Here is a 25547-nt window from a genome sequence, read left to right on the forward strand (position 1 = left end):
TATTCGGTTATTCGCGGCCAATGAGCCGGTCATACAGCGTGCGATACGCGCCCACCATCCGTTCCTGCGTGTAGAAGCGTTCGACGCGCGCAATGCCCGCCGCTTGCGCCGCGCGCCAGTTGTCTTCGTCGAGCAGATCGAGCGCGGCATCGGCGAGCGCGAGCGGATCGGCAATCTGCACGACGCGGCCTGCGGCCCCGAGCGCCGCGTCATCGCCGGGCAAGCCATAGATCAATTGCCTGCACGAGCCGACATCCGTCGTCACCGAAGGCACGCCTGCCGCGAAGCCTTCGAGTACGACGAGCGGCAATGCTTCGGATATCGAACTAAGTATGAGAACGCCGCACTTCGGCAGCAGCTCATCGATCTTCTGGAAGCCGAGAAACCTGACCTTGCCCTGAAGCCCGAGACTTTCGACGAGACTGCGGCATTCGCGGGCGTATTCGATGTCCTCGTCTTCGGGGCCCGCAATCCATGCTTCTGCATCGGGCTCCTTGCGCACGACCGTCAACATGGCGCGAATGAAGGTCTTGATGTCCTTGATCGGCACCACGCGGCCGATGAGGCACAAGGTCTTCGGCACGCCCGACGCGCGCTTGCTGCGTAGCGCCGAAAGCCTCGGCAGGTCGACGCCGTTCGGTATGCTCGCGGTCTTTTGCGCGGGCGCGCCATCGGCGACCTGTCGCTGACGGTTGCCTTCATAGAGCGCGATGATGTCGTCGGCGGCGTCGTAACACACGCGCCCGAGCGTCTCGAAGAAGCGCACCCATAGATCGCGGAAGTAGCCCACTTGCGAGACATCGCGCTCGAAGATGCTGCGGTTGTCGCGTATCCACTGGCTCTGGAACAGATCGATCTTCCGTTCCTTCGTATAGATGCCATGCTCGGATACCAGCAGCGGCCGCCCGGTCCGAAAGTGCGCGAGCGCGCCGAGAAAGCCCGCATATCCCGTCGATACCGTGTGATACACGCCCGCATCGGGCAGTCCGTTCGCGATGCGTGCAAGCAGCCATAGCGGCTTGTGCATCACGCGCACGGTCCAGAAGTAATCGACGAACGAAGGGTCTGTGCAGCGCTCGCGATACTGCTGCGTCACGTAGTTCCATGCCTCGCGCGAGTAGAGGAATTCGCGCTCGGACAAGCGCCCATCCGGTGCAAGGTCTCTCAGCATGTCGCGCAGCATGGAACCCGCGGCGGCGCGCATCGCGGGATTGCGCATGGCTTCGTGAAGCTCCGCCGATTGCGCGAACGCCATGCGGTCGCCCCGACGCTTCGCGGCTTCGGGCGCGGCTTCGAAGTCATAGAGAAAGTGATTCTCCTGATGCACGACGTTGTCGGGCAATGCATACGACGCCTTCGGATAGTCCTGCGGACGGCTGCCGAGAAAACACAATGCAAACGTGAGATCGGGAAACGCGCGGATCATCTGATTGACCCAACTGGATACGCCGCCGCTCACATACGGGAACGTTCCTTCGAGCAACAGCACGACATCGGCGCGCGGCGCTTTGGGCAAGTCCGTGCTGAGCGCGGGCCACGCCTTGTTGATGGGCATATCGGCAACGGTGTTCATGTCGAGCCTTTACGAAGCGTGGCGAGCGAACCGCGCCAATAGTCGAGCACGGGCCTCATGACGGGAAGGATCGCGGACGGGCTCATCTGTGCGAGCAATGTCTTCACGCGCGCGAAATCGCCCCGCAAATAAGCGGCTTCCGCGAGATAAGGCAGCATGCGATCGCGTGCGAAGCCTTCCTCGATCGCGCGTTCGAGCAAGGTATCGGCGGCGTCGAGATCGCCGCGATCCAGTGCGAGCCTTCCGCGCATGCGCCACAGCGCGGCCTCGGACGGTTCGATGTCGAGCGCGGCGGCGGCGTAGGCATCTGCCTGATCGGCTGCATTGCGGTAGACATCGCCCTGAACGAGATGCGCGTAGATGAGCTCGCCATAGAGTTCGGCGAGCGTCTTGTTGACCTCGTGACGTTCGCTCGGCGAAAGCCCGGTCGCGAGCTTCGGACGCTCGGCCAGAATGCGCTGCGTGAGCTGCTTCTCCTGACTGTCGAGCATGCCGTAGGCGAGCAGGCGGATATCGTCGAGCGGATCGGCCAGCATGCCGCGCAAAAGCGGACTGATGGTGTGCGCGGGCATGGACTGCATCGCGAGAAGGGCGGTCATGCGCAACGACGTGATGCCTTCGGCGTTCTGCAACTCGGCTTTGAGGCGCGCGCCGCGTCCGTATGAAACGTGCGGGATCAGATGCGTGGCGAACTCCGGCTCTTCGACGTAGGCGATGTCCCTCGCGAGCACGCGGCGCGGCAACGCCACCGCGAGCACCATCGCGCCGACAGAGGCCAGCACGCCGCCCACCGGCACTGCGAAATTAAGTAATCCGATATAAATCCATGCGCCTTTCGAGCGATAGCGACGCGGCAAGGTCCGCCAGCACGCAAACGCGATGAGCGCGGCTGCAACCGCTTGCAAGCCCAAGCATGAGAGCAGCACGCGCGTCGGGTCGCCGCCGCGCGATGCGAGCACGAACACCACCATCTGCACGACGACGCCAGCGAGCGCCGCCGGCCACGCAAGCGCGACGATGACGCGGCGCGCGGCGCGCTCAGTCTTCTGCATGACACAGCCTCAGGAAGTCATGAAGCGCGTCGACGGGTGCATCGGCGTCGAGATGCATTGCATGCGTCGCGACGTGTGCCGATTCGAAGTCCGCGCCGAACTGCGCGCGCAGGTTCTCTTCGATGCGCAACAGATAGCCCGCGACCGCGCTCTCGCCGGAGAGCGGCATCAGCGTGAGCACGACACGATGCTTCGGCGTCACGATAGGCCATTGCGCATCGAGCGAGCGCCGCATGCGCAGCACGTGTTCATGCAGCGACGCGCCGAACTCCGTCGTATCGAACACGAGCGCGACGAGCGACGACTCGACGCCCGTATCGCGCAGCAGATGAACGAGGCGTGCATAGTCGAGCGCGAAATCGTAGGGGCAGCGCGGGAACGCCTGGAGAATCGAGCGGCTGACTTCCGCATGACGCACGCTGTCGGCGTAATAGCCGCACAGCACGAGCAGGAACTGCAAGTTGTCGCGCGTCATTGCGAGAAACGGCATGCGCATGACCACGAGCAGCGCAACGTGCCGGCCGCCTGCATCGAGTAATGGCGCGACCGCGCGATAACGCGTGTTGGCATCGTTCGCATTCGCTTCGGGATGCGTCAGCACGAGCTTGTCGAGCGCCTCGCTGACGAGCGGATCGTTCGCATCGAGTTCGAAGGGCTCGCCCACGCTTGCAACGGGCGTATGCGCCACAGCGTTGCCGGTCCATGCAAAGAGACTCGCGGTTTCGAGCTGACACGCTTGCGCCGCAGTTTTCAAAAAGCGCGCGGCGCCTTGCAGCGGACCGTCGTCTTCGTCGTTGAGCGCGAGCGTGCGAAGCCGCGCGAGTGAGTCGCGCAACGTAGCGGGCCGCGCGAGCACATCCTGTTCGAGCCGTTCATGCGAGAGACGCAACAAGAACTGATTCTTCGTGAGGATCGATAGACGCTCGGCGAGATAGTCGTTGGCGATGCGCGCTTGTCGCTGACGGCCGATCCAGATATCGCCGAACTGACCGCACAACAGCGTGAGCACGAAGCCGCCGAAGAAGAAGCCGCCGGGAAACGGCAATGCGGCGTGGCCGTGCGCGCCGGGAAGCCATTGCGGGGCATACCACGCGAGCAGCAGCAAGAGAGCGCTTGCCGTGCCCGCGAGCGTGCCGTAACGCAGCGCGAAGACCACGGGCACGAGCCAGACCCATCCGAAGCCGGTGCGTACGAGCAAAGGATCGGCGGGATCGACGAAGCGGCACACGACGAGCAGCGCGATGGTCGCGACGACGACTTCCATCGCGATGAACGCAGCGCGCCTGCGCGAGATGTCCGATGGCGCGAACACGCGCGCCCATGGCATGTCGCGCGCGACGGACTGTCCGCTTTGCGCGGCGCGCGTGCGTCGCGATTTGGCGGCGTTGTCCGCATCGCCCGATGCTTTGCCCTTGCCTTCGATGGCGCGCATGGCAGGCTACTTCGTCAATGTGCCGAGAAGCTCTTTTTCGAGCTTCTGCGCGACGCCCGACAACGCATCGCGGCTCCATCCGGTGCGGCTGCCCGCTGCGCTCCAGACGACCTTGCCGCTCGCGACATCGACGACATCGAAGGTGAGACCCACGGCCGGCTCGCCATCCACGCCGACCTTGTAGCGCCATTCCGTCACCGTGCCGGTCAGCGCATAGCGCACGTTCTGCGAGCGCGCCCACGCAAGCGCTTTCGCGTTTGCATCGGGTTTTGCGGTGTCGAAGAGCGTTTCTTCGTCGCCGGTGTCGGGATAGCGCGTGACTTGCACGCCGCCCGATGCAAGCAGGCTCTGCGCAATCGCCGACGCGCGCAAGCCCGCTTGCGGCGTTTCCGTGCGATTGGCGATAGGCAGCACGGTCCAGCTCGCGTTTCTGTCGAGCGCGGCGGCGGCGCTATCGCTGCGGTCCACCACCGCGCACGCATTCAGCGCAAGTGCGATGCTTGCGGCGCTCAATATGAATCGTCGTGACGTTCTCATCGTTATTTCCTCTGCATGCCTTCGTGTATGCGCCATTAATAGAGCCAGCGATAGCGCACGCCATATTCCGTGAACGCCTGCGTGCGCCCGGCCGTCGCGCCCGCATGCTCGTAATAGACGAGCGCCTGGTCGTTGCCGAAGACGCTGCCCGCGAGTCCCACGCGCACTTGCGCGGTCCAGCCCTGGTTCGAATCGTGAAGCGGTCCTGCGGCGAAGAACGGTCGCCAGGCGCGGGTATAACCATCAGGAAGATCGCCGCCGAAAGAGAACAACACGCCTTCCTGTGTGAACGTTTGCGGCATGAACTGGCGCGCGGTCAGCGGCGTGCCGGCGGGCAACAGGCGCGCGAGTTGGCCGCCGGGATTGCCCGACGCGCTGTATTGCCCATGCGTCACGACGGCGCGAATGGTGTAGTCGGGATAATCGACGCGCAGCTTGTAGCCCGCATTGAAATCGACCACCGTGCCCGTGCCGAGAAACGACTTATCTTGTCCATGAAAGCGGTCGTATTCCACGCGTCCGCCCACGAATACATGCGGGTCCGGCCGATAGTTGAAGCCCACGCTCGCGAGATCCTTCATCCCGCCGACAATCAACTGACTCGTTTCCGTCGCCGCCTGATTGATGCCGAGCGCATAGTTGAATCCGATATTTCGTTGTTCGAACAAAGTGCCTTCGATGCGATACGTCGTGAAATCGTCGAGCGCATTGCGGCGGCCGATGCTCACGCGTTCCGTGTCGTCGAGTCCGAGATGCCGCCACGCAAGCGACAACTGCCGGTCGTGACGCGGCACGTTGACGAGCGTGGCGTCGCCGTGCTGATTGCGATCCGCGTAATCGAGCATGAGGGATTGCGTCGGCGACAAGCGCAGTCCCGCGCCGATACCCGTCTCCGTATAAGACAAGCCGCCCTGATCGACGACCCTGAAGTGCGGTGCAATCGCCTGTGCGTTACGCAGCAATTGCTCGCGCAGTATCTGATTCACGATTTCATCGTCGGGCAACGCGAACTGCTGTTCGTATGCATGCGTTTGCACGTCGCCGAAGCGGCCGGTCGCGGCTTCCGCATCGAGGCGATTCTGGCGCGGAATCCAGTCCGCTTCGGTATCGAGCAGACGGTCGAGCGTCGCGCGATCATGCTCGGCGAGCGCGATCGTCACTTCGGCATAGACAGGGCGCGTTGCACTGTCGATGTACTGGCGCAGCAGCCAGAGACTCTCGGCATCGTACGCGTCGTGGGATTGCAGCCAGCCGAGCGCGGCCTCGCGCGCCACTGCGGAATAGACGCGTTGCTTCTTCTCTTCGCGATGCGCGACGCTTTGCATCACGTCATCGGTCGATGCGTCGCTCGTCTGCCGAGCGCTGCCGTCATCGTTCACGTCCGCGCGTAGCAGCTCGATCAGCACTTGCCGCGATGCGTCGCCGCCCGCGAACGAATCGGTCAGTCCGACCATGCGCGCGCGCAGGTCTTCACGCTGCTCATCGTCGAGGCCGGCTGGCTGCTTGCCCGATGCACGCAGCGCCATTTGCTTGCGCCACACGGCGTTGCGCACGCGCCAGGCATCGTCGATACGGCCATTCAACTCGAGCGCATCCGCGTAGCCGAGCGCCCATAGCGGATCGTCGCGACGCGATGCAGCCTCCTTGTGCATCATGTGCAGCGCGCCGCGCGCGTTGCCGAGCCGCAGATACGCGGCCGCATAGGGCGCCCACAACGCGCCGTCGTGTTCGGCTTCGCGTGCGTGGCGCGCGAGCACGGCGCGCAGTTCCGCATTGCTGCCGCGCTCGTTCAATGCCCAGATCAACGCGGCGCGCGCTTCCTGATCGCCCGGTGCAATGGCGAGCGCCGCGCGCGTGTCGGCGAGCGCGCCATCGGGATCGCCTGCACGCCGTAGATACTGCGCACGCGCGAGAAGAAAGCGCGGGGAACGCTCCGCTTCCGCGCGCTCGGTGGGATCGAGCGATGCGAGCAATGCGCGAATGCGTGCGATTGCGTGAGCGCGCAGATAGTCGTAGATCGCGAGTTCGAGCAGGCGCTCGCGACCTGTCTGCCGATACGCGAATTCCGCGATGCGTCCTGCTTCCAGCGGCTCGTTTTCGTAGAGCGTGGCCATCGAAGCGAGGTCATCGGGCGTCGCCTGTCCGCCTTCGACGAGCGTGTCGTAGCCTTCGCGCGCCTTGCGGTCTTGCTGATCGAGCGTTGCGATCATCGCGTAGGAGCGCCAGAAATCGCCGTTTTGCGCGTTTGCACGGGACTTCGCGGCATCGAGCACGGCGAGCGAACGGTCGAAGCGGGCGCGTGTGTAATACATGAGGCTCAGCTTGAGCGCGTAGGCCGGATCCGGTCCGAACTCACTCATCAGGCGTTCATAGGTTTGCATGGCGAGATCGTCGTCGCCCTTGCGTTCGGCGAGCCGCGCATAGCGTTCCAGCACTGCACGCCGATACGCGCCGTGCGCGCGCGCTTGCAGAAAGCGCAAGGCGGCGTCGGGGTCGGCCTGGGCTTCGTATGCGGTCACAACGCGATCGAGCTGCTTCATATCGCCGGGCGCACGGTCGGACTCGTGGATGGCGGCGGCGAGCATCGCGTCGTTATCGCCCAAGGCGGGAGCGAGGCGTTCGACCTGCTTCCAGTATTTGTCATCGTTGTGCGCGCGCGCGAGCACGAGATAGTTCGCGAGCGCAATGTCCGGCGCGTGATTCCATTCGGCGACTTGTGCAAGGCGTTCGCGCCATTCGATCGACGACGGATCGCGATTCACCACGGTCTCTGCAATGCGTTGTGCCGCTGAAAGATCGCCGTTCGCGAGGAAGACCTTGAAGCCGAGTTCGTAGTCGGCGGTATCGGAAGAGTCCGTCGCGGCGATGCGTTGCGTGGACCCGTTATCGAATTGCGCGTCGGCGTTCATGCAAGTGCGCGCACAAAGCATCGCATGCGATGCCTGCTTCTTGCCGATGCGTTCGATTGCGTGCGCAGCAAATAGTGCATGACGTATGCCACTTTTTGCGCCATCGCGCGACGACATATCCAATAGCCGCTTTGCATACCGATCCGCGATATCCGGCCTTCCTGCCGCCAGCGCTAGCCTCGTCAGATAACGCAAGGTTTCGCGATCGCGTTCCAACGATCCGATGTGCGCCTCTGCAGCGGCGAGCGCATCGGCAAGACGATTGCCCGCCTGCAATGCCTGCACGCCCGAGAGAAACAAGCGCCGTTCGTCGTCGCGCGTCGCGGCATGCGTTTGCGCGGCGAAGAACGCATCGGCGGCGCCTGCGTGATCGCCCGAAGCAAGTTTGAGTTGCGCGCCCTGCACGAGCCAGCGCGATGCCTCATTCGGCTGCATTTGCGCGAGCCGCTCGTAATACCGGCCCGCGAGTGCGCCATCGTTCAACGCACGCGCCTTCGCCGCGAACGCTTCGAGTTGCGCCGCATCCCACGGCTTGTCGACGGCCTGCTTGAGCAGCGCATCGAGTTCGGCAAGCCGGGCGGCCCGCTTCGGATCGGCGGGATTCAATGCATACGCCTGCGCTTCGGCGAGATCGATGCGCACCTTCAGCGCGCGCGATTGCACTTCGGGATCGCCCGACACGGACAGCCGCGCGAGCATCTTGCGGGCATCGGCGATGCGTTGAACCTTCAGATACTCGCGCGTGAGTTCGCTCAGCACTTCGGCGTTATCCGGTTCGATGCGCAGCCACGCTTCGAGATACGCGACGGAAAGCGTATCGGCGCGATCGCCCTGAAGCAGCCGCTCGCGCAGACGCTCGCGCGGAAACGCGAGCACGAGCATGAGCATCACCAGCAGCCCGAAAGCCGCGATGACGAACGGCGAAAAGAGCCGCTGGCGATCAGGTTGCGCAGACGACATCGACATGGACGATATCCGGTCCGTTGCGAGTGAGTGTGCTCGGCGAATACACGCGCCGTCCCTGTGCGATGGCGGGCGCGATCGTGCGGCCGTTCGCCTTGACGATGCATGCGCCCGCGTGCGCATCGCCGCCGATGGCGAAGTGCGGCGCCACATGCGATGCGAGATCGAACGAAAAGCCCTGCGCCGTGCGTGCGAAACGATTCACGACGCCGTTCGCTTCAGCGAGGTAGGGCAGTTTCGCGGCGCGCGTTGCATCGATCACGCGAAAGCGCGCATCCGCGCCGCTCAAGTGGACATACACGCCGCCCGGTCCCGCGAGATAGCCGATCACGCCTTCTGCGCTCGCGAGATCGGGGACGCGTCCTGCGGGCAGCCGAACGGTGCGCAATGCGCCGTTGCCGTGAATGCGCCAGAAGCCGCCATCGCGCGACACTTCCATGCGCTGAAAATCCAGCACCTTTTGCGCGTATTCGGATGCATACACGGGCATCAACGGTTGCGCCGACAACGTGCGATACACATCCGACAGCGTCTTCACCGATGCGTACTTGGTGCCTGAAAACATGTGGTAGTAGACATCGACCGGCTTGAAGCGGATGGGCGTTTCGGTCATCTCGAACGTTTCGAGCACGCGCCGATAACCGTAGTACGGTCCCTGCCAGAGCGCGGTGTACGGCTCCTCGTTCTGATTCGGTGCGAACACCTGATAGAAGCCGTCCTTGTTCACGCCGAGCGGCGCAATGGCAGCCCAGCTCGGATATCGCTTCGTGATGAGCGTGTCGCCGCCGTTCATGTTGTAGACGCCTGCCTTGTCCGCCGCTTCGATGACGCTCGCGGGCACCTGACAGTCGCCGCTCCACAGCATTACCTTCACGCGCTTGCCGGCGGGCGCGAGTGTGTCGATATAGCGAATGGAACCTTCGATTTCGCGGTCCGTGTTGTAACGATAGCCGGGGATGTCGATGGACAAGCCGTTGTAGTTCGCGCGGCTGCTGCCCTCGGCGGTGTCGTCGCTGCTCGATTTGCCGAGGCCCGTCACACGCATCCACTGCAACGGATGCGTGTAGGTGTGGCTCGCCATCTCAACATTCGGTAGTGCGAACAATTCGCGCGCGATGGCCCGCAGGCGCGGCGCATCCTTCGGATAGGGGCCTTCGTCCGATATCTCGCCCTCGATGACCGATACAGTCGTCGGCAAGCCGAATTCGCGAATCACGCGATAGAGCGCATCGCCGGAATATTGCGGGGGCGTGGCCGTCGATGCCTTCATCTGTCCGCCGTTCACGTCGAACTCGGCGCGCGAGGCGAGACCGTCGCCGTCGATGTGCGTCATCAGAAGGCGTCGTCCGTTCTCCGTCGTCGGGTCGGGGGCGGGCATGTCGTCGGGCAAGCGCAGTGCCGCGCGAAAGAAGCGGATAGGTTGCAGAACCCAGCGCGCTTGATTGGCCATCGGCATGTCGAAGACCGCGAAGGGGCGCATCGCGTAGCCGCCCCACGGCGTGATCGCGGCGCCGTCGATGGTGAAGTCGTTGCCCGCATCCGCCGATGCGAGCCGCAGCAGCGAATGACTATGCTCGCCGGCGCGGACGTTGGCCGTATCGTGCGGATCGGGCTGCGGCTGCATTTCGAAGCCCATCATCGACGCATCCATCGATTCGACGCGCAATCGTTTGCCTGCACGCCCCGCAACGGGCACGAGATCGAGCTTGCGCGCGAGATCGCCGTTCACGTCGATGCCGAAGGTCGTCAGCATCGCGACGGGCGTGTGGTGATCGATCTGCGCTTCGAGCCAGTCGCGAAACGCCGACGCGTCCGGCACCGGATAGTCGAGCCACACGACGACGCCTGCATATCGATCCGACAAATCGCCTTCGGGAAGCGGCTTCGCGACATCCGCGAATTCGACGCGATAGCCGAGCCAGTTCAGCGGCATCGATACGTAACGCACGCCGGGCGTCACATTGAGATTGGCGCCGGGCTGAACGTCCTGCACGACGAGGATCGTGCGCGGAACGTTACCGCGTGAAATGCCTTGCGGCGCCGGCACGGTCGTGCGCGCGGGCCCCGTGCCGACGGTTTGCAGCGCGCCATCCGTCACGTACGGTATGAGTCCTTGCGCGCTGATCTTCTCGACGGCATCGCGGGCGCACGCACGATCGGCAGGCGCGCAGTAATCGATCGACAACACCGGCAAGCGATATTGCTCGCGCAGCGTGCGCGCTTGCGCGAGCAGCCACTGACGATCCGCTTCGGGCACGGCGACATAGCGCTTCTTCGTCTGATCCCATCCGCGATAAAGCGACTCGAACGCGACCGCATACGCAAGGTCGTGCACTTGCGGCATCAGTTCGAAACCGCGATTGAAGATGAGCCGCGCTTCGGGATAGCGCGCCTTGATCGCGCGAATGACCGCGACGACGCCCGCCTGCTGACGCGCGCGTTCGTCGTCCGTATGGGCGATCGACTGATATGAATCGAGCGTATCGAGAAAGAAGCCGCGATAGCCGCGCGCCCACAATGGCGCGATCGCATGGTCGACGAAGAACTGCGGCCAGCCGGGCGCCGATTGATCCACGATGCGCGAGGCCCACGCCGCGTTGCTCCCCTTGAGCCACGAAGACGGCATGTCCTTGTAATAAGCGCGCGCGGGCGTCACTTCGCCGACGCTCACATAAGCGAACCACTTCGACGGCGGCGAATCGGCGGCATGCGTGGATGGCATGAAGCCGCTGTCCGGTTCGACGACCACGGCATCGAACGCCGACAACTGGCCGAGCGGTACCGGCGCACCATAGAAGAGCGCGATGGACGGCTCGTGCGCGGGTTCATCGGCGCGCGCGGAGAGCGTCATCGCAAGCATTGCCGCGAGGATGGCCGCGAGGGATCGCCATATGCCGCCGTTGAAGGCGGACATCAGGCGTCGTGATCGCCGGCGCGGCGCTCGGCGGCCAAAGGGTATGCGTCGCGTTCCAATGGAATCTCGTCTCGTCTCATATCGTTGGGGCCTTTGCGGCTCTCTTTAATAGCGCTCGAACATGCATCGATGCACGCTCCGAGGCGCGAAGATTAATATGAGCAAACTCGATGCCAGCTCTCATCGTGCCGATAATGCGCGCCACCGCCTTCAAACTTACTCGGCCTTACAACGCAGCGTGTAGATCCGACATCATGAAGCGGACGTCATTTACCGATGACCATGCTGCTTGATGAAGACCATGAGCGCGGAAAACGCGGGCGGAACGGAGGGATCGGCGCATCCCAGTTCGGTGTTTCCGTCATCCGAAACGATCACGATGCGATAGGTTCGTCCATCCGGCACCGGTTTTTGCGCGGTTCGCGGCGCGGCGGCCGGTTGAGTGCGCGCGTCGGACACGAGGCGCGACAGCTCCTCGTTGTCCGCGGGCGACAACTCGCTCGCGTCGATGACGATGGGGCGCGCCAGGCCCGGAAAGAAACCGACGCCCCCTTCGATAGTGAGTTCAGCGCGCATCGGCAGCTCCTTCTGCATGCGATCCGAAGTGCAACCTGCCGTCAGATGGCAAGCGCAAACGAGCCCGGCGAATGCGCGGGCGGACAGACGCATGATACGCGCGGCCCGTCACAATACGCCGACCGTATCCCACGCCTTGCTGACCGCCTTCGATTCGGCGCTGTTCGCGCCATACAGCCGATTTGCATTGGCGACAGTGAGTTTCGCGAAAGTCTTGAACGTCGCATTGGGTTTGATGTGCGAATCATTCATCGTCTCATACCAGATGCGTCCGGCCTTGTCCCACGCATAACCGCCGATGTCGATCGCCGCGAGACAAAACGCGCGGTTCGGAATGCCGGAGTTGATATGAACGCCGTGATTGTCCTGCGCGGTCGGCACGTAATGCGCCATGTCCGCGGGTTGCGGGTCTTTGCCCAGAACGGGGTCGTCATAGGCGGTGCCGGGCTCTTTCATCGAACGCAGCCCGACGCCCTTGACTCCCTTCGCGAGCAGTCCCGCGCCGATGATCCAGTCCGCTTTGTCCGCAGTCTGTTTGAGCGCGTATTGCTTGATGAGCGAGCCGAACACATCGGATACGGATTCGTTCAGCGCGCCCGGTTGACCGGAATAAGCAAGCGCGGCCACGTGCTCGGTGACGCCGTGAGTGAGTTCGTGGCCGATCACATCGAGCGCCACGGTGAAGCGGTTGAAGAGCGTGCCGTCGCCATCGCCGAACACCATCTGCTGTGAGTTCCAGAACGCGTTGTCGTATTCCTGGCCGTAATGCACGGTGCCGATGAGCGGCATGCCTGCATCGTCGATCGAATTGCGGTGATAGATCTCCTGATAGAACTCGAAGGTCGCACCGAGGCCGTCGTAGGCTTCGTTCACGCTGACATCGCTGGACTTGGGCGAGCCTTCGCTTCGCACCAGCGTGCCGGGCAAGGTCTCGGTGTGACTGGCCGTGTAGATGGTTCGTTGAACGGAAGGCGCGGCGGCGACCGGCGCCACGGCTGCACCGCGTCCCGGTGCGAGCATCGCGGCCTGCACGGAGCGAATCTGCCGGAAGGTGTGGTCGGCGCTCAAGGTTTCGACGGCGAGCGAACGCTGTTGCGGTGTGCCGTTCTTGGCAATTTCCTTCAGCATATGCGGCGGAAGGATGCAGTAGATCGGATGCACTCGTTCATGCCGGTCGTGATTGCACATGGTCTTCTCCCTTGTTGAAGTGAGCGAGACGGCATTCGACGCGCGAGAAGGGCGGCTGTGTCGAACGATCGATCGATCGAACCGATCCCACGCGCGGCACTTCATCAGTGCCATCAACAACGATAGGTCATTCGCGCGCAATCGTCACATCTCACTGAACAGGCCAGACGACGCGCACGACGATGCTCAGCGTAAACCCCGCCAGGGCAAGTCTCTTCGCGTAAGAAACGGGTAAGCCCATGCATTTACCTTAGGCATCAGCGCACCACGGAAAAATATATCGGCATGCAATGCATGGGCGCGCATATCGACACTTCCCGGCAGGAGACGCCTATGGACATGCAGGTTGCAGACACCATCAAATCGAGCGCGACGTATCGCGAACTCGTTCGCAAACGTTCGACGCTCGGCTGGACGCTGACGGCGCTCGTGCTCGTCGTCTATTACGGATATGTATTGCTGATCGCGTTCAACAAGGACCTGCTTGCAGCGAAGATGGGCGCGGGCGTGATGACGTGGGGCATGCCGATCGGCCTCTTCGTGATCGTCTTCACCGTTGCGATCACGGGACTCTACGTGCGGCATGCGAATCGCACGTACGACGAACTCACTGACAAGATCAAGCTGGAGGTCGAATGAATGCTCGACATATTCTTGTCGCAAGCATATTCCTTGCGATATCGGCCAGTTCATTCGCGGCAGGCGGCGATCTAGGGCAAGCGGTCAAGCAGCCGACTAACTGGACGGCTATCTGCATGTTCATCGCGTTCGTGGTCGCGACGTTGTTCATCACCAAATGGGCCGCCAAAAGAACACGTTCGGCTTCCGACTTTTATACGGCAGGCGGCGGCATCACCGGCTTTCAGAACGGTCTTGCAATCGCGGGCGACTTCATGTCGGCTGCGTCGTTCCTCGGCATTTCCGCTGCGGTCTATACGAACGGCTATGACGGTCTGATCTATTCCATCGGCTTTCTCGTCGGCTGGCCGATCATCACGTTCCTGATGGCCGAGCGGCTGCGCAATCTCGGCCGCTTCACATTCGCCGATGTCGCGGCGTATCGCTTCAAGCAGACGCCGATTCGTGCATTCGCCGCGTCCGGCACGCTCGTCGTCGTGGCGTTCTATCTCATCGCGCAGATGGTGGGCGCGGGGCAACTCATCAAGTTGCTCTTCGGCCTCGAATACTGGATCGCGGTGGTGATCGTCGGTGCGCTGATGATGGTGTACGTGCTCTTCGGCGGCATGACGGCGACCACGTGGGTGCAGATCATCAAGGCGTGTCTGCTGCTTGCGGGTGCATCGTTCATGGCCTTCATGGTGCTCTGGCAATTTCACTTCAGCCCCGAAGCGCTGTTTGCCAAAGCGGTAGACGTGCACGAGAAAAAGACGTCGATCATGGGACCGGGCAACTTCATCAAGGACCCGATCTCCGCGATCTCTTTCGGCATCGCGCTGATGTTCGGCACGGCGGGCCTGCCGCACATCTTGATGCGCTTTTTCACGGTGCCGAATGCAAAGGAGGCGCGCAAGTCCGTGTTCTGGGCGACGACGTGGATCGGCTATTTCTACATTCTCACGTTCATCATCGGCTTCGGCGCGATCGTGCTCGTGAGCACCAATCCGGTATTCAAGGATGCGGGCGGCAAGCTGCTCGGCGGGACCAACATGGCGGCGGTGCATCTGGCTAGCGCGGTGGGCGGCAATGTGTTTTTGGGCTTCATCTCGGCGGTCGCGTTCGCCACGATTCTCGCGGTCGTCGCGGGGCTGACGCTCGCGGGGGCATCGGCGGTATCGCATGATCTCTATGCGACGGTGTTCAAGCACGGCAACGCATCGAGCAAGAGCGAACTGCGTGTTTCGCGCGTGACGACCATCGTGCTCGGCATCGTGGCAGTCGTGCTCGGCATCGTCTTCGAGAAGCAGAACATTGCGTTCATGGTGTCGCTTGCGTTCGCGGTCGCGGCTTCGGCCAACTTTCCGGTGCTGTTCATGTCGGTGCTGTGGCGCGGTTGCACGACACGCGGCGCAGCGGTCGGCGGCTTTCTCGGGCTGCTTTCGGCTGTGGTGTTGACGGTGCTTTCCAAAGCCGTATGGGTGGACGTGTTCCATTTCGCCGATGCGCCGTTCCCGTATGCATCGCCCGCACTCTTCTCCATGGCGATCGGCTTTGCAGGCATCTGGATCTTCTCGGTAACGGACAAGTCGGCTCGGGCGCGCATCGATCAGGCCGGCTTCGATGCTCAGACCGTGCGTTCGGAAACGGGCATCGGCGCAGTGGAGGGCGCGAGTCACTGAGTCCTTGCGGTTGCGCTGTCTTGCAGTCGCGGCGGGCGAATGCGTGCTCGCCGCGACTCAAGGAAATTCCTTGAGCGGTTATAGGTTTTTCATTATTTCCCTGAGCAATATGTCGTGACACCCTAGTCGAACGTTAGCGATTTTCTAAAGGGGAATCACATGTTCGAAGAGGAGAAGGAAGCGTTCGCGCGCGATGGCGTGGCAGTCCTGCGCGGCGTATTCAACGAGTGGATTCCAACGTTGCGCTCAGGCGTGGAAATGAATGTCGCGCAGCCGGGGCCTGATTTTCGCGACTATACAGCGGGAAAAGCCACGGGCCGCTTCTTCGGCGATTACTGCAACTGGCAGCGCATCGAGCCATTCAGACGCTTTGTCGAAGAGAGTGCCGCAGCGCGCATTGCACGCGAACTGATGCAGTCCGACCGTGCGCGCATCTTCCACGAGCATGTGCTCGTGAAAGAGCCGGGCGCCGACAAGCCCACGCCCTGGCATCACGACGAGCCGTATTACTGCGTGAGCGCGCGGCAAAGCGTCAGCATGTGGGTGCCGCTCGATCCCGTGCCGCGTGATACGTGCGTGGAATTCGTCGCGGGTTCGCATCGATGGGGCAAGCTCTTCAGGCCGCGCAAATTCACTGGCGTCGCTTATGATCGAAGTGTCGACGGTCTCGAAGACATGCCGGATATCGAAGCGCATCGCGAGGAATACGACATCCTCGGCTGGGACTTGCAGCCCGGCGATGCGATTGCGTTCAACTTCATGACGGTACATGGCGCGCCCGGCAATCGGCAGTCGGGCAACTCGCGCCGCGTGGTGTCGTTCAGATGGCTCGGCGATGAAGCCGTGTACGTCGATCGCGGAGGCGAAACATCGCCGCCTTATCGGCATCTCGCCGGACAGCTTTCGGCTGGCGATCCGTTGCCGGAAAAGGAGTTTCCATTCATCGGCTGATTGATCGTCAAGACCGGGCTTCAATAATTTCAGCCTGATACCATGAGCTTCCCGGTCTCTTTGAATCAGCGCACGCATGGCCACTTCCTACACGCTGCGTCAGCTCAAGTACTTCGTTGCGACGGTCGATCATGGAAGTGTCGCCGAGGCATCCCGGCAGCTTTATATCGCGCAGCCTTCGATATCGGCGGCGATCAAGGGGCTGGAGGAATGCTTCGGCATTCAACTCTTTATTCGAAGTCATGCACAAGGCGTTTCGCTGACGCCCGCCGGCGCGCGCTTTTATGAGCGCGCGAAGCAATTGCTGCGGAGTGCGCGCGCATTCGAGCAGAACGCACTGGCGGAAGCGGATGTGACGTCGGGCAGCGTGGATATCGGTTGCTTCGAAACGTTCGCGCCGCTTTATCTTCCATCGCTCATTCGCGGATTCAACGCGGTATATCCCGGCATTGAAATTCGCGTGCGCGACGGCGATCAGGACGATTTACTGCAAGGGCTCTTGAGCGGCCGCTTCGATCTCGTCATGGTCTACGACCTTCGTCTCGATGCGGCCATCGCCACGCATCTGCTCGCGAAGCCGCAAAGCCCGTATGTGCTGCTGCCGGCGTCGCATCGGCTTGCGGGCCAGGAGAAAGTCAGTCTCTTCGACTTGCACGAAGAGCCGCTCATTCTTCTCGATGTCGCGCCGAGCCGCGATTACTTCGTCGATCTCTTCAAGCCATTCGGCCTGACGCCGCGCGTCACGTTCAGTTCACCGTCGCTCGAACTCGTGCGCGGCATGGTGGGGCAGGGCTTCGGTTACTCACTGCTCGTCACGCGGCCGCCTTCGTCGCTCACGTATGACGGCAATGAGGTCGTGGCGAGTGAGATCGTGGAAAACGTATCGTGTTCGAGTCTCGTTGCGGCATGGCTCGAACGCAATCCGTTGACCACGCCCGCGCGGCTCTTTGTCGAATATGCGGAGAAGGCTTTTAGCGAACAATTCGGCCGATGATGTCAGGCAAGCGCCTGACTCGCGGCCGCCGCGCGAGCGCGCAGCCAGTTGATGCTTGCAAAGAGCAGCACGGCAAAGACAATCAGCATCGTCGCGACGGCGAGGATCGACGGGTCGATGGAATCTCGAATGCCGCTCCACATCTGCCGCGGCACGGTCTTCTGCTCAGGCCCGCCGATGAACAGAATGACGATGACTTCATCGAACGATGTGGCGAACGCGAACACGCTTCCCGTTGCAACGGCAGGCGTGATGAGCGGCAAGGTCACGCGCCTGAACGCGGTCCACGGCGATGCGCCCAGACCGGACGCCGCACGCAACAGGCTCTGATCGAACGAGAGCAGCGACGCCGTCACCGTGATGACGACGAACGGCGTGCCCAGCGCGGCATGGGCCAGCACGACACCGGGATATGAATTGACGAGGCCGAGCGGCGCGAAGATCAGATAGAAGCCCGCTGCCACGACGACGATCGGCACGATCATCGGCGAAATGATGATCGGCATGATGACCGAGCGCAATGGAAACTGCGCACGCGACAGTCCGAGTGCGGCGAGCGTGCCGAGACAGGTCGCGATCAGCGTCGATGCCGCGCCAATGCCGATACTGTTCAACAGCGCGCGCTGCCAGTCCGCACTCGTGAGCGCCTCCTGATACCAGCGCATGGAAAAGCCCTGCAACGGGTATGAAAAATACGAGCCCGAGTTGAACGAGAGCGGAATGATCGCGAGGATCGGCGCGATCAGAAAGAACAGCACGAGCGCGGTATGCAAGCGTACCCAGCGCGCGGCGATGCGTTCCGTGAGCACCGTGTTGCGTTTGTCTTGCATGAACGTTCCTTCGAATGCGAGCGCGTCAGCCGAAGCGCAGACGATCGATGCCCACGATGCGGTTGAACAGGAAATAGAAGATCGCCGTGAAGATCACGAGATACGCGGAGAGCGCACCCGCGAGTCCCCAGTTGAGTTGCGTATTCGTTTGTATCGCGATGAGCTGACTGATCATCTCGTCGCCTGCGCCGCCGAGCAGCGCGGGCGTGATGTAGTAACCCAGAGCGAGCACGAACACGAGAAAACATCCCGCGCCGATGCCGGGGAACGTCTGCGGCATGTACACGCGCACGAACGCTATGAACGGATGCGCGCCGAGTGATTTGGCCGCACGCACATAAACGGGCGAAACGCTCTTCATGACCGAATAGATCGCGAGAATCATGTAGGGCAAGAGCACGTGTGTCATGCCGATCAACACGCCTGCGCGATTGAAGATGAGCGGCACGGGATGCGTGGCGAGACCGAGTCCCATCAACAGACTGTTGATGACGCCGCCCGGCTGAAGGAGCACATACCATGCGGTGGTGCGTACGAGGAGCGAAGTCCAGAATGGCACGATCACGAAAAGCATCAGACGGTTACTGCTTTTTGCGGGAAGATTCGCGAGCAGCCACGCAACCGGGTAGCCGAGCACGAGGCATAGCAGCGTGACGGTCGCGCTGATGGAGACGGTGCGCACGAACGCATCGCGATACACCGCTGCATTCTTCGGCACCGATGCGATGGCACCTTGCGGCGTGACTTGCGCATCGACGGCGGTGAGCAGATAGTCCGGCGTCGGCGATGCAGCTGCGCGCTTGAGCAAGCGCCATATTTCAGGCGAGTTCCATCGTTCGTCGATGCCGATCAACGTGGGCTTCCATGCCGACGGTGCATCATCGCGAATGGCGCGCGCCGTGCGCATCAACAGGCTGCGAAACTCGGGTTGCGCGAAGTTGAGCCGACGCGCGACGTTGCCGAGCTGTCCGCTTTCACGCGCCTGCTTGAGATCGGACGCGAGCAGCGCAAAGGTCTTCTCGCCGGGCACGCCTTGACCGTCCCACGCATCCAGCGCGCGCGCAAGCGCGGGCATGCCGTCGGGCACCTCGTGGTTCTGCACGCTGCGCGCAAGGAGCAACGCGATCGGCGCAATGAACGTCGATAGCAGGAACACGATCAACGGCAGCGCAAGCAGCAGCGCCCGCATGGATGCGCGCCGTTGCGCCTTCTGATAGGACGCGCGGCCTTCGGCTCTCGTCGGAGTGCCTTCTGCCGATGCGTGCAGGTTGGTGGTCGCGGTCAAGGTGAACTCTCGCTGTGCAAGGACGTTACTGCGTCAGCCAGACCTGGAAGCGCTTGTTGATGGCGTCCGCGTTATCGGCCCAGAAGGTCGCATTGACTTGCAGCGCGCGCTTGAAGTTGTCGGGCGCGGTCGGCAGATCGGCCAGGCGCTGCTTATCGATGAGCGGAATGGCATCCTTGCGCGGCGGCGCATATGCAATGTACTTCGACAGATCAGCCGATGCCTTCGGCTGCGACTGCGAGACGATGAACTTCGCGGCCGTATCCGCATGCTTGGCGCCGGCCGGAATGCCCCACCATTCGAAGTCGTAAAGCTGGCCATCCCAGACGGCCTTGAACGGCTTCTTGTCGCGCTTGACGGCGTCGTCGATGCGCCCGTTATACGCTTGCACCATGACCACCGCGCCATCCGCGAGAAGCTGCGGCGCCTGCGCACCGGACTCCCACCACACGATATTCTTCTTGATGGTGTCGAGCTTCTTGAATGCGCGATCGACGCCGGCGGGCGTGCCGAGCACTTTATAGACGTCCTTGGGATCGACGCCATCGGCGATCAGCGCCCATTCCATCGATACCTTCGGCGACTTGCGCAAGCCGCGCTTGCCGGGGAATTTCTGCAAGTCGAAGAAGTCGTTGACGGTGGTCGGCGCGCTCTTGAGCTTGCTCGTGTCGTAGGCATAGACGGTCGACCACACCATGCTCGCGACCGCGCAATCCGTGATGGAACCCGGAATGAAATCACTCGTCTTGCCGAGTGAGTTCTTGTCGAATTTCTTCAGCAGGCCCTCGTCGCAGGCGGTAATCGCATCGTTGCTTTCGAGGTCCATCAAATCCCATGTCGTGTTCTTCGCCTGCTCCATTGCAGAGAGTTTGGCGAGGCCGCCGTCATACGATTCGGTGGAGAACGTGACGCCCGTTGCTTGCGTGAACGGATCGAACCAGGCCTTTTTCGCGGCGGCTTCGAAAGCGCCGCCGAACGTCACGACGGACAGCGTTTCCGCTGCCTGCGTGGTGACGGTGGCAAAAGCGAGTACGGCGAGTGCGGCGCATTGTGCTTTGATATGAGTGCGCATGTCAGTTGGCTCCTGCGGGTGCGGTCGTGATGATGGAAGGTGAAGGCGCGGTGGGAGATTGAATGGCGGGCGCGCTGCGGGGCGCGGCTGCCGCGAGAATCTTGCAGTCGTCATGACGCCAGGCGACGTCGATCGTGTCGCCCGCAGTGGGCAATGCATGGCGCTGCGTGTTCGGTACTTTCACGACGATGGAATCGCGCGAGCCGAGCGTCAGATGCACGCGATGATGATCGCCGCAATACACGAGTTCATCGACGCGCGCACGCACGACGTTGCACTGTTCATCGGCACGCGTGCCTTCGGCGGCCGGAATATGCGCGCGCTCGGGACGCAGCGCGAGCATCGCTTCATCGCCGGCGCGCAGGCCGTGTTCGCAGCGGCCGCGTATGGCGCTGCCGTCCGAAAGCGCGAGCGTGGCCCATTGTTCGTCCACGTTCACGACGCGTCCTGTTAATCCATTGTTCTCGCCGACGAAATTCGCGACGAACGCGTTCTGTGCGTTTTCATAAAGCTCGCTGGGCGTCGCGGCTTGCTGAATGCGTCCATCCGAAAACACGGCGACGCGGTCGGACATGGTCAATGCTTCGGCCTGATCGTGCGTCACATAAACGATAGTCAGCGAAAGCTCGCGATGCAGCCTCATGATTTCGTATTGCATGGTTTCGCGCAGGCGCTTGTCGAGCGCGCCGAGCGGCTCGTCCATGAGCACGACGCTCGGTTCGAACACGAGCGCACGCGCGAGTGCGACGCGCTGTTGCTGGCCGCCGGAAAGTTGCGCGGGGCGGCGATTCGCGAGATGCGGCAACTCGATCATGTCGAGTGCGCGCTTGACGCGCGTCTTTTGCTCGGCGCGGCTCACGCGTCGCACCGAAAGCGGAAACGCGACGTTCTCCGCAATCGTGAGATGCGGGAAGAGGGCGTAGTTTTGAAACACCATGCCGATGTCGCGTTGATGCGGCGGCTTGTCGTCGAGACGCTTGCCATCCAGACGAATCTCGCCATGCGTGGGCGATTCGAAACCCGCGAGCATCATCAGCGTGGTGGTCTTGCCGGATCCGGAAGGCCCGAGCAAGGACAGGAACTCTCCCTTGCGCACGTCGAGGTTCAGATCGTCGACGACATAATTCGCGCCGTCATACGATTTGCTCACGCCCGAGAACGAGATGAAGGAAGGATTTGACATCGTGATGGCGTCCTGTCTCTTTGATGCGGTATTCAAGGCGCGTCGATCTTGCTTGCCAGATAGCGCGCGAAGTCGTAATTGGGGCGCTCCAGATGGCTCAGATGCCCCGGTTTTGCAAGCGGCGCATGCACGCCGCGAAACACGGCTTCGACGCCGCGCTTGTCTTCGGCATTGACGTCGTCGAGTAACTTCTTGAGCGTCGCCATATGCGCGTTTGCTTCTGAATCGGCAATGAATTCGGGCGCAAGGCCACCGCCGAAACGAATATGCACCTGGCCGACACCTTGCGGCTGCAACACGAGATACCAGAAGTAACCGGGCGTCAGCGTGATCAGATGCGTCGGATAGATTGCAAGCAAAGCGGTCGTCTTGCGCCAGTGTCCGGTGAGGCGCATGTTGTCCGGATGCGCGTTTCCAATTGGCAAGCTCGCTTCTTTGGTGATCCAGTGATAATTAAAGGCTGGATAACCCGGCGGGCACTCCATTTCTTCGAGCTTCGAATGCGGACCGACTGTCGCGCGATGAAGCATCGGCAAGTGATAACTCTCCATGAAGTTTTCCGCGAGAATCTTCCAGTTGGTATTCCACACGTGCTCTTCATGGAAAGTTTCGATGTAGCCGGACATGCCGTATGCATCGATCAGTTCATCCAGCTTCGCAAGCTGCGCGCGAACGGGCGGGGCGCTCTGGTCGAGCGTCACATAGATCCATCCCTGCCATTCCTCGCAGCGGATTTGCGGCAGCTTATAGCTTTCCTTGCAGAAACTCTCTTGGCGATCCATCAGCGGTGCGCCGCGCAACGCGCCATCGAGCGAATAATTCCACGCGTGATATGGGCAGACGATGCGGCGCACGTTGCCGCGTCCTTCGAGCAGCACCGACATGCGATGCAGGCACACGTTGGACATCGCCTTCAGTTGCATCTGCTCGTCGCGCAAGACAACGATAGGCTGCTCGCCGATACGCGTCGTCAGATAATCGCCGGGCGCCTTGAGCGCGCTCGCGCGGCCCACGCACTGCCATTCATGCGCGAAGATATCGCGCTCTTCCAGAGCCAGAAAGTCGGGGGACGTATACACACCCGGCGGCATCGCGTGTGCGTCGCTGAATGAGCGTTCGCAACCGGTGCGCAGCGCGTCGATGAGCGCTTGCAGTGCGATCTTGCCTGCCGGGTCAGCCATGAAGCCCTCCTTCTTTCAATCCTTAGAGAGCGCGCCGACGCAAGTCTCTTGCATCGCGCTCCAACATGGTCATCAATCTATCAAGCCAAATTGCCAGCCAAAATATTGTTTTCGGATACAAAGCAAAGCTTTTTGCTATGCATGCAACTTTGAGCCTCAAGCGTCGAGGCGCAAGCGGCGGATATAGTTCTCGCAGAACGACGCGAAGCGATGCACGACCTGTCGCGGCTTCATCGTTTTCGATTGCGCGATGCCGAGCGTCGTCGCGTTGACGCTGTCCTTGAAGCGTTTAATCACGAATTCTTCGCCATCCACCGTGCGGTTCGACTTGAGCGGGAAATTGAGCAGGCTATAGCCCAGCCCGTTCGCCACCATGCCGCGCACCACTTCCGGCTGGGACGAGCGAAACGCGGGCACGGGCCGGCTGCCGACCGCATCGAAGAGCGCGGCGAAATATTCGCGGCTATGTGGAAGATCGAGCATCACGTAAGGCTCCGGCAATAGATCCGCAAGCGAGACCTTGCGTGCGCGGGCCAGACGATGCGTTCTCGGCAAGATCGCGTAAGGCGGCAGGGAAAGCAATGGCGTGAAGGCGATGTCCTCGGTCATGTCGAGGCTATACGTCAGCGCGATATCGAGTGAACCGTCCTGCAAACCGCTCAGCAATGCGTCCTGATGCGCCTCGACCGTTCTAAAGGAAATGCCGGAATGTTCGTCGGTGAAGCGGCTGATGAGGCCCGGCATGAGCGGCGGCGCCAGCGAAACCAGGCAGCCGAGCGTGATCGCGCCCGTCATGCCGCCGTCCATTTCCTTCGCGGCCATCTGCAACTCTTCGGCAATTTTCAGAAGATTGCGGGCTTGCCCGAGGAGGTCGCGTCCAGCCTGCGTGAGCGACAGCCCGCTTGCGTGATGCCGGATGAAAAGCTGCACGCCGAAGGACACTTCGAGATCCGCGAGCGCCGTGGAAATGGACGGCTGCGAGATGTGCAGCCGCTTGGCGGCGGCGGTGAACGAGAGTGCTTCGGCGGTAACGACGAAATAGCGCAACTGACGCAGCGAATAGCGCAAAGGGTGGCTTTCCATCGCCAATGACTCCGTGTTCGATGCCCTGAGTGAGTTTCATTGTGTGATGCTCAAAAATCCTTGCATAGCCAAATCCGATGCTAGGCATTTTTTTAATATATTTTTCGGATTCTCCAAGGACGCGTAGATTGCCACGCATGCAACCATGCTTTTCGTAAGGGACCTAGCCATGACAGTGGAAACTACGTCGATCGATACGCTCGTGGTGGGCGGCGGCCAGGCCGGCATTGCCATGAGCGAGCATCTGAGCCGGGCCGGTGTTCCTCATCTCGTGCTCGAGCGCGCGCGCATTGCCGAGCGCTGGCGTACCGGACGCTGGGACTCGCTCGTCGCGAACGGTCCTGCGTGGCACGATCGTTTCCCTAATCTCGAGTTTCCCGATTTCGATCCGAACGGCTTTGCGTCCAAGGAGCAAGTCGCGGAGTATTTCGTCGCTTATGCAAAGCAATTCGATGCGCCGATTCGCACCGGCATCGAAGTGAAGAAGGTCGTGCGCAATGAAGGCCGTCCGGGCTTTACGGTGCAGACGTCAGACGGCACGATTCAAGCGAGCCGTGTGGTCGTTGCGACCGGTCCTTTCCAGCGTCCCGTCATTCCGACGATTGCGCCGAAAGAAGAGCGCCTCACGCAAATTCACTCTGCCGACTATCGCAATCCGCAGCAATTGCCGGAGGGCGCGGTACTCGTGGTGGGTGCGGGATCGTCCGGCGTGCAGATTGCAGATGAATTGCAGCGCGCTGGGCGGCAAGTGTATTTGTCGGTCGGGCCGCATGATCGTCCGCCGCGCGCGTATCGCGGTCGCGATTTTTGCTGGTGGCTCGGCGTGCTCGGCGAATGGGACGCGGAAGTCATGCGGCCGGGCAAGGAGCACGTGACCATCGCGGTGAGCGGTGCGCGCGGCGGGCATACGGTCGACTTCAGGCGTCTCGCACATCAGGGCGTCACGCTCGTGGGACTCACGAAGTCATTCGATCACGGTATCGCCACGTTCCAGGCCGATCTCGCGGAAAACATCAAGCGCGGTGACGAAAACTTTCTTTCCCTATTGGATGCAGCCGATGCGTACGCGGCGCGCAACGGTCTCGATCTTCCGCAAGAGCCGCAAGCGCGCGAGATTCCATCGGACCCGTCATGTCTGACCAATCCGATACTCGAACTGGATCTTGCCAAGGCGAATGTCACATCGATTATCTGGGCGACAGGCTATGCAGTGGATTTCGGCTGGCTGCAAGTGAATGCATTCGACGACAACGGAAAGCCCAGGCATCAGCGCGGCGTGTCAAAGGAACCGGGTGTTTATTTCCTTGGCTTGCCCTGGCTTTCGCGGCGCGGTTCCGCATTCATCTGGGGCGTTTGGCACGACGCCAAGCATATTGCCGATCACATCGTGACCCAGCGCAAGTACCTTGCCTATTATGGTGCGCCCGGCGAAGCCAAGGAAAGCGGCGAGGGTGCAGGCGCACTCAAGGTCAGTGAGTTGGGCGTGAACTGACATTCGATTCATTCTATAAAGCCTCAAGGTGCATT

At 61.8% G+C, this 25547-nt stretch carries 19 protein-coding genes; 5 read left to right on the forward strand and 14 right to left on the reverse strand.

The genetic code is table 11. From position 1 onward, the window contains the following. Positions 1–7: 7 nt before the first annotated feature. The 8 genes from pelF to NCR39_RS27540 all read right to left on the reverse strand — a co-directional run bounded on the left by pelF (position 8) and on the right by NCR39_RS27540 (position 13144). A complete protein-coding gene (gene pelF, locus NCR39_RS27505) occupies positions 8–1555 on the reverse strand; it encodes a GT4 family glycosyltransferase PelF (RefSeq protein ID WP_250455918.1) in 1548 nt (515 codons plus the stop codon). A 14-nt stretch (positions 1556–1569) separates the two neighbouring features. Continuing rightward, positions 1570–2544 (reverse strand): tetratricopeptide repeat protein, encoded by a 975-nt coding sequence (locus tag NCR39_RS27510; RefSeq protein WP_502800289.1) that lies wholly within the window; start codon positions 2542–2544, stop codon positions 1570–1572. 67 nt (positions 2545–2611) lie between these two features. Continuing rightward, positions 2612–4057 (reverse strand): PelD GGDEF domain-containing protein, encoded by a 1446-nt coding sequence (locus NCR39_RS27515; RefSeq protein ID WP_250455830.1) that lies wholly within the window; start codon positions 4055–4057, stop codon positions 2612–2614. A gap of 6 nt (positions 4058–4063) precedes the next feature. After that, positions 4064–4594: a penicillin-binding protein activator LpoB gene (locus NCR39_RS27520; RefSeq protein ID WP_250455831.1), complete on the reverse strand. Its 531-nt coding sequence runs from the start codon at positions 4592–4594 to the stop codon at positions 4064–4066. A gap of 35 nt (positions 4595–4629) precedes the next feature. After that, positions 4630–8469, reverse strand: coding sequence for a tetratricopeptide repeat protein (locus NCR39_RS27525; protein WP_250455833.1), 3840 nt, complete (start codon positions 8467–8469; stop codon positions 4630–4632). Further along, a complete protein-coding gene (locus NCR39_RS27530) occupies positions 8444–11380 on the reverse strand; it encodes a bifunctional glycoside hydrolase/polysaccharide deacetylase family protein (RefSeq protein WP_250455835.1) in 2937 nt (978 codons plus the stop codon). The genes NCR39_RS27525 and NCR39_RS27530 overlap by 26 nt, the downstream gene beginning before the upstream one ends. Before the next feature lie 270 nt (positions 11381–11650). After that, a complete protein-coding gene (locus tag NCR39_RS27535) occupies positions 11651–11956 on the reverse strand; it encodes a protealysin inhibitor emfourin (RefSeq protein ID WP_250455837.1) in 306 nt (101 codons plus the stop codon). Positions 11957–12064: 108 nt separating this feature from the next. Continuing rightward, the gene (locus NCR39_RS27540) at positions 12065–13144 is read right to left on the reverse strand and encodes a M4 family metallopeptidase (protein WP_250455839.1); all 1080 of its coding nucleotides are present in this window, start codon (positions 13142–13144) and stop codon (positions 12065–12067) included. Between the two features lie 333 nt (positions 13145–13477). Between NCR39_RS27540 and NCR39_RS27545 the strand changes: the two genes are divergently transcribed. From NCR39_RS27545 to NCR39_RS27560, 4 genes are all read left to right on the forward strand, one after another. Further along, complete coding sequence (locus NCR39_RS27545) at positions 13478–13783, forward strand: DUF485 domain-containing protein (protein ID WP_250455841.1); 306 nt, start codon at positions 13478–13480, stop codon at positions 13781–13783. Continuing rightward, positions 13780–15441, forward strand: a complete 1662-nt coding sequence (locus NCR39_RS27550; protein WP_250455843.1) for a cation acetate symporter — start codon at positions 13780–13782, stop codon at positions 15439–15441. Before NCR39_RS27545 ends, NCR39_RS27550 begins: the two co-directional genes overlap by 4 nt. Before the next feature lie 159 nt (positions 15442–15600). Next, complete coding sequence (locus tag NCR39_RS27555) at positions 15601–16392, forward strand: phytanoyl-CoA dioxygenase family protein (RefSeq protein WP_250455845.1); 792 nt, start codon at positions 15601–15603, stop codon at positions 16390–16392. Between the two features lie 76 nt (positions 16393–16468). Then, complete coding sequence (locus NCR39_RS27560) at positions 16469–17386, forward strand: LysR substrate-binding domain-containing protein (RefSeq protein WP_250455847.1); 918 nt, start codon at positions 16469–16471, stop codon at positions 17384–17386. A 2-nt stretch (positions 17387–17388) separates the two neighbouring features. Here the strand turns inward: NCR39_RS27560 and NCR39_RS27565 are convergent, their stop codons facing one another. From NCR39_RS27565 to NCR39_RS27590, 6 genes are all read right to left on the reverse strand, one after another. Then, on the reverse strand, positions 17389–18216 hold the full coding sequence (locus tag NCR39_RS27565; RefSeq protein ID WP_250455849.1) for an ABC transporter permease: 828 nt from the start codon (positions 18214–18216) through the stop codon (positions 17389–17391). A gap of 25 nt (positions 18217–18241) precedes the next feature. Next, entirely contained in the window at positions 18242–19483 is a 1242-nt protein-coding gene (locus NCR39_RS27570) for an ABC transporter permease (protein WP_250455919.1), read from the reverse strand. A gap of 43 nt (positions 19484–19526) precedes the next feature. Next, on the reverse strand, positions 19527–20573 hold the full coding sequence (locus NCR39_RS27575; protein ID WP_250455850.1) for an ABC transporter substrate-binding protein: 1047 nt from the start codon (positions 20571–20573) through the stop codon (positions 19527–19529). A gap of 1 nt (position 20574) precedes the next feature. Next, positions 20575–21756: an ABC transporter ATP-binding protein gene (locus NCR39_RS27580; RefSeq protein WP_250455852.1), complete on the reverse strand. Its 1182-nt coding sequence runs from the start codon at positions 21754–21756 to the stop codon at positions 20575–20577. 32 nt (positions 21757–21788) lie between these two features. Beyond that, positions 21789–22937, reverse strand: coding sequence for an SRPBCC family protein (locus tag NCR39_RS27585; protein ID WP_250455854.1), 1149 nt, complete (start codon positions 22935–22937; stop codon positions 21789–21791). A 156-nt stretch (positions 22938–23093) separates the two neighbouring features. Beyond that, positions 23094–24020 (reverse strand): LysR family transcriptional regulator, encoded by a 927-nt coding sequence (locus NCR39_RS27590; RefSeq protein WP_250455856.1) that lies wholly within the window; start codon positions 24018–24020, stop codon positions 23094–23096. A 169-nt stretch (positions 24021–24189) separates the two neighbouring features. Here NCR39_RS27590 and NCR39_RS27595 point away from each other — a divergent pair, with 169 nt between their 5' ends. Continuing rightward, complete coding sequence (locus tag NCR39_RS27595; RefSeq protein ID WP_250455857.1) at positions 24190–25512, forward strand: flavin-containing monooxygenase; 1323 nt, start codon at positions 24190–24192, stop codon at positions 25510–25512. The last annotated feature ends 35 nt before the right edge of the window (positions 25513–25547 follow it).

Origin of the sequence: Caballeronia sp. ATUFL_M2_KS44 (assembly GCF_023630965.1) — a bacterium.
Lineage (GTDB): Bacteria > Pseudomonadota > Gammaproteobacteria > Burkholderiales > Burkholderiaceae > Caballeronia > Caballeronia concitans.